This window comes from Herbidospora solisilvae (assembly GCF_009901565.1).
GTDB lineage: Bacteria > Actinomycetota > Actinomycetes > Streptosporangiales > Streptosporangiaceae > Herbidospora > Herbidospora solisilvae.
In genome coordinates this window covers 700,177-712,051 of record NZ_WXEW01000001.1, presented here as the reverse complement: position 1 = coordinate 712,051, position 11,875 = coordinate 700,177, and the positions used below count along the sequence as shown (strand labels likewise).

The 11,875-nt window shown below is 70.0% G+C and carries 9 protein-coding genes; 5 read left to right on the top strand and 4 right to left on the bottom strand.

What is annotated here, in order from left to right; all coding sequences use genetic code 11:
• The first annotated feature begins 50 nt into the window (after positions 1 to 50).
• The gene (locus tag GT755_RS03095) at positions 51 to 1,055 is read left to right on the top strand and encodes an alpha/beta hydrolase (protein WP_161478144.1); all 1,005 of its coding nucleotides are present in this window, start codon (positions 51 to 53) and stop codon (positions 1,053 to 1,055) included.
• Positions 1,056 to 1,216: 161 nt separating this feature from the next.
• A complete protein-coding gene (locus tag GT755_RS38395) occupies positions 1,217 to 2,737 on the top strand; it encodes a serine/threonine-protein kinase (protein WP_202609550.1) in 1,521 nt (506 codons plus the stop codon).
• On the opposite strand, the gene GT755_RS03085 is transcribed toward GT755_RS38395, so the two are convergent.
• Positions 2,734 to 3,441, bottom strand: a complete 708-nt coding sequence (locus GT755_RS03085; protein ID WP_202609549.1) for a S1 family peptidase — start codon at positions 3,439 to 3,441, stop codon at positions 2,734 to 2,736. The two genes, GT755_RS38395 and GT755_RS03085, sit on opposite strands and share 4 nt — an antisense overlap.
• 92 nt (positions 3,442 to 3,533) lie before the next feature.
• Positions 3,534 to 4,817 carry an isocitrate lyase gene (gene aceA / locus GT755_RS03080; protein ID WP_161478650.1) on the bottom strand — a complete coding sequence of 428 codons (1,284 nt, stop codon included), beginning with the start codon at positions 4,815 to 4,817 and terminating at the stop codon, positions 3,534 to 3,536.
• 249 nt (positions 4,818 to 5,066) lie between these two features.
• Between aceA and GT755_RS03075 the strand changes: the two genes are divergently transcribed.
• The 3 genes from GT755_RS03075 to GT755_RS03065 are packed head-to-tail and all read left to right on the top strand — an operon-like array spanning position 5,067 to position 8,110.
• Positions 5,067 to 6,536, top strand: a complete 1,470-nt coding sequence (locus GT755_RS03075) for a helix-turn-helix domain-containing protein (RefSeq protein WP_235965786.1) — start codon at positions 5,067 to 5,069, stop codon at positions 6,534 to 6,536.
• Between the two features lie 55 nt (positions 6,537 to 6,591).
• Positions 6,592 to 7,506, top strand: a complete 915-nt coding sequence (locus tag GT755_RS03070; protein ID WP_161478143.1) for a glucosyl-3-phosphoglycerate synthase — start codon at positions 6,592 to 6,594, stop codon at positions 7,504 to 7,506.
• A gap of 4 nt (positions 7,507 to 7,510) precedes the next feature.
• Complete coding sequence (locus GT755_RS03065) at positions 7,511 to 8,110, top strand: Uma2 family endonuclease (RefSeq protein ID WP_202609548.1); 600 nt, start codon at positions 7,511 to 7,513, stop codon at positions 8,108 to 8,110.
• Here GT755_RS03065 and GT755_RS03060 read toward each other — a convergent pair.
• A complete protein-coding gene (locus GT755_RS03060) occupies positions 8,082 to 9,101 on the bottom strand; it encodes an ion channel (protein WP_161478141.1) in 1,020 nt (339 codons plus the stop codon). The genes GT755_RS03065 and GT755_RS03060 overlap by 29 nt on opposite strands.
• A 136-nt stretch (positions 9,102 to 9,237) precedes the next feature.
• Positions 9,238 to 11,814 carry a discoidin domain-containing protein gene (locus GT755_RS03055; RefSeq protein WP_161478140.1) on the bottom strand — a complete coding sequence of 859 codons (2,577 nt, stop codon included), beginning with the start codon at positions 11,812 to 11,814 and terminating at the stop codon, positions 9,238 to 9,240.
• Between the last annotated feature and the right edge of the window lie 61 nt (positions 11,815 to 11,875).

Genomic DNA, 11,875 nt, shown 5'->3' with positions numbered 1-11,875 from the left:
GGGTTACCTAACTAGGCATAAGGGAACGAATCGGACAAGGAGGGATCCGCATGAACGCTGACATCGACGTGGACGTTCGCCCGGAGCACCCTTTGAGCTGGCAGGCCATAGCGGCCAACTCGCTGTTGCGGGGCACGATGAAGCCCATATCGGCCGTCCTTCTCCGTACGACCACCAGCCTGGTGGTCGCCAACCGGATCATCGAGCTGGGCGGGCGCCTGCCCGGACTGGTCCCGGCGACCGTCTCGATCGAACAGGAGTCGTTCGGCGCCTGCTCGGGGGAGTGGGTACGCGGGTCCGGCGACCCCGACTCCGACCTCCAGGAGCTCGATGAGAGCAAGGTCGTCCTCTACCTCCACGGGGGCGGCTATTTCATCTGTTCTCCAGTGACGCACCGGCCGATCACGTGGCGGCTGTCGGCCGTGACGCGGCGGCCGGTGCTGGCGCTCGACTACCGGCAGGGACCCCAGCACAAGCTGGCCGAGTCGCTCGCCGACGCCCTCGACGCCTACCGCGCCCTGCTCGACCGCGGGTTCGCCCCCGACGGCATCGTGCTGGCAGGTGATTCAGCCGGCGGACATCTCACCCTCGCCATGCTGCTCTCCCTGAGGGACAACGGGCTGCCGCTTCCGGCGGCGGCCATTTGTCTGTCTCCCTGGGCCGACCTCAGCGACGAGCGCAAGACCGCCAACCGCTGGGCCGACCCCCTGCTCCCCGCCGGGCGGGTCGAGTGGATGGCCCGCCGCTGGACCGAGGGCCTGGACAACCGCGACCCCCTCGTCTCCCCGGTCTTCGGCGACTACACCGGCCTGCCGCCGCTGATGATCGTCACCAGCACCACCGAGGTGCTCCGGGAGGAGGCCCACCGGGTCGCCGAACGGGCGCGTGCGGACGGCGTTCCGGTGCGGTATGAAGAATGGCGGAAGATGCCCCACGTCTTCGCGCTCATGGCCGACCTGCTCCCCGAGGCCCGGCTCGTCTTCCCCCACATGGGCCGGTTCGTCGAGGCGGTCGAGGCGGCGGCCAAGGCGGCCGACGGCGAGGTCGCGGCCTAGAGGCATGGGGCTCGTGATACCCGTGTGACCAGGCGTTTGTTACCCCCAGGTCGTAGTGACCTAACCCGTTATGCCGCTTCTGCCTAGTAGCGGGCGCGGACCGTTCCATCCGGCCACAGTGTGCCTTGCGTACTTCTTTGGATCGGAGAGGTAACTTCCGGATGGCACGAGGCGGAACGGGCCCCCAGAACGGCATGCCGCCCGGCGTGCGGCCACTCACCGTGGGAGACCCGGTCATCATTGGCCGATATCTGCTGCTCGGCCGCCTGGGCACCGGCGGCATGGGCGTGGTCTACCTCGCGGAGCATCCGCAGGGCGGCCTGGTGGCGTTGAAGACCCCCCACCCGATGCACCTGTCCGACCCGACGCTGCGCGCCCGGTTCACCGAGGAGATCGAGTTCTCCCGCCGCGTGGTGCCGTTCTGCACCGCCGCCGTGATCGAGGACGGCCACGACCGCGACCGGCCCTACCTGGTCACCGAGTACATCGCCGGTCCCGGCCTGTCGCAGGTCGTGGCCGCGCGCGGCCCGCTGACCCCCGACCTCGCCTACGGCGTCGCCCTCGGCACGGCCGCCGCCCTGGTGGCCACCCACGACGCCGGGCTGGTCCACCGGGACCTGAAGCCCGGCAACGTGTTGCTGTCGCCGAGCGGCCCGTTCGTGATCGACTTCGGCATCGCCCGCGACCTCGACACCCTGGCCGCCCACACCCAGGCCGGGCAGATCATGGGCAGCCCCGGCTGGGTCGCCCCCGAGCGGCTGACCGGCGGCCCGGCGATCCCCGCCTCCGACGTCTTCTCCTGGGGCTGCCTGGTCGCCTTCGCCTCGACCGGCTACCACCCGTTCGGGGCGGGCGAGCCCGAGGTCGTGATGCGCCGCATCCTGCTGGAGGAGCCCCGCATCGCGGCCGTGCCCAAGCTGCTCTGGGACACCGTGAACGCCGCCCTGCGCAAGGAGCCCGCCGAGCGCCCCGACGCCGCCGAACTGCTGTCGGCTCTGCTGGCCGCCGGGGGCGTGGGCCTGCCGCCCGACCTGCGGGTGGCCGTGGCGGAGGTCATGGAGGAGATCTGGCAGCCGGTGCCCTATCCGCGCGGCGGCGAACTGAAGGCCCTCGCCAAGCCCGCGCCCGAGACCGCCGCCCGGGGACGCCGCCGCCGGACCGGCTCGGCCACCCAGCACGCCGGATACGCCGCCCTGGCCACGGTCACCATCGCGGCGATCACGGTCGTGGCGGCCACCAGCTCACCGGCGGGCGGCGTGCAGACCGCCGAGCCGCCGCCGGCGGTGCCGATGGTGGTACTGCCCAACGAGGCGGCGGCCTCTCCGGAGGTGCTCGGCACGTCCCGGCCGCCGGTGGCGGGCGAGGTGCCGCCGATCGGCGAGGAGGGCGCGCAGGTCACCGTGACCGCGACCCGCACGATCACCCCGTCGTGGCCGCAGGGCGAGGACCCGTGGAACACCTCGGTCCCGTCGCCGCCCCCCGGCGGGGCGACCTGGACCCAGGGACCGCCGGACAATCCGGGCCCGACGGGCAACCCGACGCCGACCCGCCCGGTCCCGACGGGCGGGATCACGACGGAGCCGCAGTGGGGCGACGAGGAGTCGCCTCAGCCCTCGCCATCACCGTCGCCCTCCCCGAGCCCGTCGCCGTCGCCGAGCCCCTCGCCGTCCCCCTCGCCCTAGTCGCATTCCCGGGTGGAAACGGCCTCGGTGGCGGTCCGGCCCTTCTTCGCCGGGCGGCCGAGTTCCTTCGTGCTGAGCGCGTAGCCCTTGAAGGGATTGCCGGTGTCCGCGGCGAAGATCATGCCGGCGACCGTCCCGTCGGACCTGACCATCGGGGCCCCCGCGAGGCCCGGTTCCACCTTGGCCAGGATGATGAAGACCTGGCGGAACACCTCGTGCTGGTGGTAGATGTCGTTGCTCGACGCCTCGGTGGCAACGTCGATCTTGCCCGGCCTCTCGGTGAAGTGGCCGCCTTTTCGGTAGCCGGCGAAGGTGAACGCGTCGCCGTCTTCGGCGGGGGCGAACTCCAGCGGCCGGGCGGACAACCCCGGCACCCGTAACACGGCGACGTCACGGTCGGGGTCGAAGACGACCACGGTGCCCTCGTGGCTCCTGCCGTCGGACCCGATCACCGTGATCGGGTCTATGCTCCCCGCCACCGCGTGGGCGGTGGTCATGACCCGTTCGGGCGCGTAGGCGAACCCCGTCCCCTCCATCCTCTTGCGGCACGAGGGGGCTTCGGCGACGAAACGCACCACGTTCGGCCATTCGGCCGCGCCCGCCGGCTTCGAAGCCTGCGGAGTCGCCAGACGGGTGTCGGCGGCGCCTTGGGCGCAGCCCGCCGTGGCGAGGACGGCCAGGACCACTGCGAGCTTTGCGATCATTCGCCGGAGCCTACTGGGAACGGCCCCGCCGCTGCTGATACGTCAGATTCTTCGAGGGTGACCTGCGGCGTCGCGGCGGCGGGGCCGGGCTTCTAGTGGAACTGGTCCTCCTCGGTGGAGCCCCGGTAGGCGGTCGTCGAGGAGTCGGGTGAGATGGCGGTGCTGACCAGGTCGAAGTAGCCGGTGCCGACCTCGCGCTGGTGCCTGGTCGCGGTGTAGCCGCGCTTCTCGGCCGCGAACTCCGCCTCCTGGAGCCCCACGTAGGCCGTCATGCCCTCTTCGGCGTAGCCCCGGGCCAGGTCGAACATCGAGTAGTTGAGCGAGTGGAACCCGGCCAGGGTGATGAACTGGAACTTGTACCCCATGTGGCCGAGCTCGCGCTGGAACTTGGCGATCGAGGAGTCGTCCAGGTGCTTGCGCCAGTTGAATGACGGCGAGCAGTTGTAGGCGAGCATCTGGTCGGGGTAGCGGTCCTTGATCGCCTCGGCGAACCGGCGGGCGACGTCCAGGTCGGGCGTGCCGGTCTCCATCCACAACAGGTCGCTGTACGGCGCGTAGGCCAGCCCCCGCGCGATGCAGGGCTCGATCCCGTTGCGGACCCGGTAGAAGCCCTCGGCGGAGCGGTCGCCGGTGCAGAACTGGCGGTCGATCGGGTCGACGTCGCTGGTCAGGAGGGTCGCGGCCTGGGCGTCGGTCCGCGCGATGACCAGGGTGGAGACGCCGCAGACGTCGGCCGCGAGGCGGGCCGCGTTGAGGGTCTTGACGTGCTGGGAGGTCGGGATGAGGACCTTCCCGCCGAGGTGGCCGCACTTCTTCTCGGACGCGAGCTGGTCCTCCCAGTGCACGCCCGCCGCGCCGGCCGCGATCATGCCCTTCATGAGCTCGAAGGCGTTGAGCACCCCGCCGAACCCGGCCTCGGCGTCGGCGACGATGGGCGCCAGCCAGTGGGGCGCGTCCTCGACGCCCTCGGCCCAGGTGATCTGGTCGGCCCGCAGCAGCGCGTTGTTGACGCGCCGGACCACGGCGGGCACCGAGTTGGCCGGGTAGAGGCTCTGGTCGGGGTAGGTGTGGCCGCCGAGGTTGGCGTCGGCCGCGACCTGCCAGCCGGACAGGTAGATGGCCTTGAGACCGGCCTTCACCTGCTGGACGGCCTGGTTGCCGGTGAGGGCGCCCAGGGCGTTGACGTAGTCCTCGGTGTGCAGGAGGTCCCACAGCCGCTTGGCGCCGAGGCGGGCCAGGGTGTACTGCTCCTGGACGGACCCGCGCAGCCTGATCACGTCTTCCGGGGTGTAGGTGCGGTCGATGCTGGACCACCGGGGGTTGGTGTCCCAGTCATGACGCAGCTCGGCAGCGGCTGACCTGAGGCGTTCCGACATCATCTTCTCGGTCACTCCCTTGTTGCGTTGGGTCGTCACCTGGGGTGCTTGTTTCCGAGTTTGTGTTGATGTCAAGAGACCAAACAAGGTGAAATGTCTAGAAATATGGCCAAATATTCGCGGGGAGGAAATTCGTTCCCGTGTTGCGGTGAGAAGAAACATCGAATTTCCTATAAGGACTAGACCAATCGATGTGAGCTGGGTCACTCCATCTGGAAGATGTCGCGAAATTTCGCCTATTCTGAGGAGATGCCCTCCGTGCTCGGCGAAGAACCGTTGTCTTTGACGCAGGAGATCGACCTGCTCGCGTTCGGGCAGCGCCTCAAACACCTGCGCAGGCAGCGCGGCCTCACGCTCTCCGACCTCGGCGAACGGGTCGGCCGGGCGCCCAGCCAGCTCTCCCTGCTGGAGAACGGCAAACGCGAGCCCAAGCTCTCGCTGCTGAAGGCGCTCGCCGCCGCGCTCGGCGTCCCGGTGGAGGAACTGCTGCGCCGGCAGGCCCCCAACCGCCGCGCCCAGCTGGAGATCGCCCTGGAGGAGGCCCAGCGCGACCCCCTCTACACCTCCCTCGGTCTGGGCAAACTGAAGGTCTCCGCGCGGGTCCCCAACGACGTGCTGGAACACCTTCTCGGTCTGTACGACGAACTGAAGGCCCGCCAGGCCAAGGGCACCGCCACCCCCGAGGAGGCGCGGGCCGCCAACGCCGAGCTGCGGCAGAAGCAGAAGGAGGCCGGGAACTACTTCCAGGAGATCGAGAGCGCCGCCGCCGAGGCCCTGCTGTCGGTCGGCTACCGCACCGGCGCCCTGTCGCAGAGCACGATCCAGGCCCTGGTCGCGCACTACGGCTTCACCGTGCACACCGCCCCCGACCTGCCGCGTTCGGCCCGCTCGGTGACCGACCTGCGCAACCACCGGATCTACCTCAAGCGCGAGCAGCTCGGCATGCACACCCCGCGCACGATCCTGCTCCAGACCATCGGCCACATCGCCCTGGGCCACCACAAACCCCGCGACTTCGCCGACTTCCTCCGCCAGCGCGTCGAGGCCAACTACTTCGCCGCGGCCGTGCTGGTCCCCGAGGCCGCCGCCGCCCCCTACTTGCTGGAGGCGAAGCGCGACCGCGCGCTCTCCGTCGAGGACCTCCGCGACGTGTTCGCCGTCTCCTACGAGATGGCCGCCCACCGCTTCACGAACCTGGCCACGCACCACCTCGACCTGGTCTGCCACTTCGTGCGCAACGACGCCGGGGGCATCATCTACAAGGCGTACGAGAACGACGGCATCATCTTCCCCGCCGACGAGCAGGGCGCGATCGAGGGGCAGCGGCTCTGCCAGCAGTGGTCGGGCCGCCAGGTGTTCCGGTCGCCCGACCGCTACTCGGTCTACCACCAGTACAGCGACGGCCCCACCGGCACCCACTTCTGCGTCGCCCACGTCGACCCGTCCCACGAGAAGGACTTCGCGATCACGCTCGGCGTGCCGTTCCGCGAGTCTCGCTGGTTCCGGGGCCGGGAGACCACCCGGCGCACCAAGTCGAACTGCCCCAACGGCGAGTGCTGCCGCCGCCCGCCGGCCGAGCTGGCCCAGCGCTGGGAGGGGTACGCCTTCCCCTCGGCCCGCGCGAACTCCCACGTGCTGGCCGCGCTGCCGCCCGGTTCGTTCCCCGGCGTCGACGAGGCCGACGTGTACGCGTTCCTCGAACGCCACGCCGCAGATTAGAACGGTCACGCCACCCCATAAGGTGTGTGCGTGACGTTCAGGGGGGAGTGGGGGCGTGCTGCCTGAGGTGCTGGCGTGGTCGGGCAGGCGATCGTCGTCGGCGTCCGACTGGCCCCTCCCGGCGCTGCTCGACGCGAAGGGGACCACGACCATCAGCGTCGTCCTCCCGGCCCGCAACGAGCGCGAGACCGTCGGCGAGATCGTCGCGGCCATCCGGCGTGATCTCCCCGGCCTGGTCGACGAACTGGTGGTGATCGACTCCCGCTCGACCGACGACACCGCGGCGGTGGCCCTCAAGGCGGGCGCGACCGTGATCGCCCAGGACGAGATCCTGCCCGACCTCAAGCCGCTCGACGGCAAGGGCGAAGCCCTGTGGAAGTCGCTCGCCGTCACCTCCGGTGACCTGCTGGTCTTCATCGACTCCGATCTGCGCGAGTTCGAGACCTCGTTCGTCACGGGGCTGCTGGGACCGCTGCTGACCGACCCCACGGTGGCCTACGTGAAGGGCTGCTACGACCGCCCGTTCGGCGCCGAACAGACCGGCGGCGGCCGGGTGACCGAGCTGGTCGCCCGTCCCCTGATCAACCTGCACTGGCCCGAGCTGGCCGGGTTCGTCCAGCCGCTCTCGGGCGAGTACGCCGGCCGCCGGACCGCCCTGGAGCGGGTGCCCTTCGTGACCGGCTACGGCGTGGAGCTGGGCCTGCTGATCGACCTGCTCGGCCTGTGCGGCCTCGACGCGCTGGCGCAGGTCGACCTCGGCCGCCGCGTCCACTCCCACCAGTCGACCGAGGCCCTCGGCGGGATGGCCGCGCAGATCATGCAGACCGCGTGGTCGCGGCTGACCGGGGTGCCGCTCGGCAGCGGTCAGATGCGGCTCACCCAGTTCCGGCGGTCCGCTCTGGGCCACGAACCGGTCGAGCACGATGTCTCCGTCGCCCAGAGACCTCCCATGGCGGGCGTTCTATCCTGAGACGGTGCCAGACGACTGGTTCCGCACGCTCAGTTCCCAGCCCCACCCGCTGACGGTGGAGGAGTACGCGCTGCTGCCCGACGACCTGCTGATCGAGGTCGTCGACGGTTATGTGGTGCACCGCCCGGCCAACGGCCGCAGGCACCAGACCGTGGCCCGGCGGCTCGCCGACCTCCTGGAGAAGCACGCCCGCGAGGCCATGGCCCGGGGCTACGGCTGCCTGACCGTCGCGAACGCGGCCGACGTCCGGCTCCGGGACGTGCCGCTGCACGTGCGGCGGCCCGACGTGGTGCTCTTCCGGTGCCTCGACGATGACCACGTGCTGCGCCCCGACGACGTCGTGCTGGCCGTGGAGATCGTCGAGGCCGGGACCGAGACCACCGACACGTGCGGCAAACCCAGCGAATACGGGCGGGCCGGGATCCTGTACTACTGGATCGTCCGGCTCGACCGGACGGGCGCCTCCGCCGTCGAGCGTTACCACCTCGACCAGGCGACCATGACGTACAAGCACATCGGCACGCTCATGCGCGACGCGGGCGGCGCGCCCGAGATCGGCATGCCGATCCCGATGATCATCGACTGGCCGGAGCTCCAAGACTGACGGCGAGCCGGGCGGCGTCGAGCCGGGCCGAGCCCATGTAGTAGAGGACCGTTCCCGCGCGCAGTTCGGTCTGCCACGGCGGGTTGACCAGGAGCGTCGCACCGTCGCGGGCGGCCAGCAGGGTCGCGCCGTGGTGGCGGCCCAGCACCGTCTGGCAGTGCTCGACCGTCACCGGCCCGACCGCGAGCGGGACCGAATAGGTGTCGGCGCCGCCGTGGGTCATGAGCTGGGCGTAGATCTCGCTGATCCCGGGGTCCTTCAGCTCCTCGGTGATCATGTGCGGGGTGTGCCACTGCACGCAGCGGACCTTCTCGCCGACGTACCGGACCTGCCTGACCCGCGCGAGATCGCGCAGCGCCACCACCAGATGCGCGGTGGTGATCACGTGGTCGGCGGTCAGCGCGACGGCGAGGGCCTCGTTGTCGTCGCGGGCGTCGACCAGCACGCTGTGCGCTCTGTCGACACCCGCTCTGACCAGCGTCTTCTCGTCGGCCAGGTCACCCCGGACGAATTCGACGTCCTTCTCGGGCATGGGATGGCTCTGCACCTCGTCCCAGGCGCAGACGACCACCTTCGTGCCGTCGGCGCGGAGTTCGTCCACCATCGTCTCGGTGCGCCCCGGGCTGTAGCCCAGCAGCACGATGTGCCCCGACAGGCGCACAGTGATCGAGCCGTGCATGCGGCGTCCCCTCGTCCGTTCGATCCGGGTGGCGAGGCGGGTGAACAGCGTCGTCAGCGCGGCGATGCCGCCGACGATCACGTAGACCCCGACGGCATGGCCCAGCGGCGATTTGGGGAACAGGTCGCCGTAGCCCACGGTCGAGGTCGTCACCACGAACCACCACCAGAAGTTGCCCGGCGAGGTGATGTCGGCGCCCGGTTCGGCCAGCGTCATCAGGGGCCAGCTGGTCGCGAACACCACGGCCAGCACGAGCACGGGAGTCCACCAGGTGCTGATCCGGGCCAGCAGCCGCGCGAGGAAGATCGGCATCTTAATCCCCATTCCGGTGCGGGTCACCTTATAGGCGACAAGCCGGAATAGGTCATTACAAATTGGACTCATGCCCACATGGAGGAGCCGTGAGCCTCCCGGCGGCGCCCGGGAGACCCACGGCCCAGCTTTTCGGTTACGGGTAGGAGACCACCTTGGCGGGGATGGTCGCCGTGCCCTGGGCGGGTCCGCCCGTCGTGTTGATCACGTGGTTGATGATCCCGTTGCCGCCCAGCGAGACCGCCAGCAGGCTGTGGAACTTCACCGTGGGCCTGATCGGCACTTCGAAGACCCGGTCGACCTGGATGGTCGGGTCGACGTTGAAGTAGCAGTAGGCGCCCATGCCCCAGCCCTCGTGGACCTGGACGTTGTCGCCCACCTTGTAGGCGGCCCAGCCCTTGACCGAGCCGTTCATGTAGGCGGCCTGGTTCGGCGGGTCGTAGGCCTTCTCGTTCTGGAAGAAGATCGTCCGGCCGCGCTCGCCGTACCACTCGACGTCGTACTTGCGGTAGTGCTCGACGAACAGGCCGGTGGCCAGGACGTCGTCACCGTTCACGATCAGGCCGGTCTCGGCCGTGTTGACGTTCCAGCCGATGCCCTCGCCGTGGTCGCCGCGCCAGAGCCAGGTGTGGTCGATGATCACGTCGTCGCTGTTGACGATGACGCTGACCTCGGCGTTGCCGGCGAAGGCGCCGCCGATGCGGACGAACACGTCCGACAGGGTGGTGGGGTTGGCGCTGTGGTCGGCCGAGGAGCCGGGCGGGCCGACCTCGATGAGCACGGGCGACTTCTGCGGTCCGGCGTCGATCAGGAAGCCCGCGAGGCGGACGCCGTCCACGTCGGCGACCTTCATCGCCACGGACGCGTTCTCGGGGATGATCGTCGCCAGGCCCAGGCCCAGGACGACGGTGTTGGCCCGGTCGATGTTGATCGGGGCGCTGGTGCGGTAGATGCCCGGGGTCAGCAGCAGGTGCAGGCCCTGGGCGAGCGCCGCGTTGATGCGGGCGGCCGAGTCGCCGGGCTTGGCGACGTAGAACTGCGACAGCGGGAGCGAGGTGCCGGGGGTGGCGCCGTTCGCCCAGCTCTGGCCGCGCGCGTTGGTGCGGAGCGAGGGCACGAAGACGCGGTAGGCGCCGGAGCCGTCGACGTACAGGTACGGCTTCTCCCGCGAGAGCGGGGTGTTCTGCAGCGTGGTGTAGACGGGCTCGGGGAAGCCGTTGGCCGGGGCGCCGTTGACGCCCGAGAACACCATGTTCCACACGCCGTTCAGCCAGCCGCCGATCGTGGAGTCACGGGTGTACCACTGCTGCTGCGAGTACGGGCCGACGGTCCCGTCGACGCGCGAGTCGGCGATGTAGCCGCCCGAGGCCCAGCCGTAGCCGGTCGGCGCGAGGTTCAGGTTGCCCTTGATCCACATGCGGCGGAACGGCGCGGCCTGGGAGACGGCCCACTGGTTGGTGCCGCCGGTCGGCTGGACCGACAGGTTCTCGGTGGAGCGCCAGAAGTTCTGCGTGGCGTTGCCGTTGAACCAGCCGGCGTCCACCTTGACCTGGCCGTTGATCGTGACGTCGCCGGGGTTCTGGCCCAGACCGTAGATCGAGGTGTAGAAGCCGACGTTGGCGGTCACGTTGTAGGTGCCCGGCTTGAACATGAAGGCGTGGCGGCCGGTGCCGAACTGGGCCGACTCCTGCTGGGCGAAGACCGAGTCGAGCTGGCTCTGGATGGTCGCCGCGGGCGTCGAGGGGTCGTAGACGTGGACGTTGGGGCCGAGGTCGCCGCCGCCCGTGATCGGGCCGCCCGGGTCACCCGGGTCGGTCGGCGTCGTTCCGGTGTAGACCGCCATCTCCCAGAGTGAGTAGCCGTAGGCGGTGCCCCGGGCGGTGCCGTACATGCGGATGTACCGGCCGTTGCCGGTCACCGTGTGCGACTGCACGCCGCCGGTCGCGCCGGTCACCGACTTGAGGGTCGTCCAGGTCGTGCCGTTGGTCGACGACTGGAGCTGGAACGCGGAGGCGTAGGCGGCCTCCCAGCGCAGGTCGATCTTGCAGATGTCGACGGCGGAACCGAGGTCCACCTGCACCCACTGCGGGTCGCTCGCGGCGCTCGACCAGCGCGTTCCGGTGGCACCGTCGAACGCGGCGGAGGCCGGGAAGCCGGCGCCTTGGAGCGAGGAGGCGGTGGCGGGCTTGTTGAGCGCCGCGTTGGTGGTGCCGCAGGTGCCGCCGGGGGTGCCGTCCGGCCCGAAGACCTGGAACTCCCAGAGCGAGTAGCCCCACCCGGTCGCCCGGGTCACGCCCTGCATCCGGACATACCGATAGGTACCGCTCACAGTCAGGGTGTCGGTGCCTCCGTCACCTCCGGTGACGCTCTGCAGGTCCGTCCAGGAGGTGCCGTTGGTCGAGCCCTGGATCTTGTACGCGCTCCCGTAGGCGCCCTCCCAGAGGAGGGTCACCTTGTTGATCGCCTGGGCCGACCCGAGGTCGACCTGGAGCCACTGGTCGTTGGTGTAGAGGCTCGACCAGCGGGTGCCGGTGTTGCCGTCGACGGCCGCCGAGGCGGGCGTGCCGCCGCCTTCGACGGAGGATGACGTCGCCGTCTTGCCCTGCGACAACAGGACGTCGGCGAAGGCGGGACTCGCCGGTAAGGCGATCAGCGCGGCGGCCACGACGGCCGACGCGGTGCCCAAGGCGGCGAGCCTGGACAGACCTCTCATGCGTGTTCTCCACAGTGAAGGGGGGTGTGAAGGGTCTTTCTCAATGCCTTATTTCGATCCT

Excerpts from the sequence above, each read along its gene's own strand:
- GT755_RS03095 (WP_161478144.1), top strand. The coding sequence starts at position 51 with ATGAACGCTGACATCGACGTGGACGTTCGCCCGGAGCACCCTTTGAGC.
- GT755_RS38395 (WP_202609550.1), top strand. The coding sequence starts at position 1,217 with ATGGCACGAGGCGGAACGGGCCCCCAGAACGGCATGCCGCCCGGCGTG.
- GT755_RS03085 (WP_202609549.1), bottom strand. The coding sequence starts at position 3,441 with ATGATCGCAAAGCTCGCAGTGGTCCTGGCCGTCCTCGCCACGGCGGGC.
- aceA (WP_161478650.1), bottom strand. The coding sequence starts at position 4,817 with ATGTCGGAACGCCTCAGGTCAGCCGCTGCCGAGCTGCGTCATGACTGG.
- GT755_RS03075 (WP_235965786.1), top strand. The coding sequence starts at position 5,067 with ATGCCCTCCGTGCTCGGCGAAGAACCGTTGTCTTTGACGCAGGAGATC.
- GT755_RS03060 (WP_161478141.1), bottom strand. The coding sequence starts at position 9,101 with ATGCCGATCTTCCTCGCGCGGCTGCTGGCCCGGATCAGCACCTGGTGG.
- GT755_RS03055 (WP_161478140.1), bottom strand. The coding sequence starts at position 11,814 with ATGAGAGGTCTGTCCAGGCTCGCCGCCTTGGGCACCGCGTCGGCCGTC.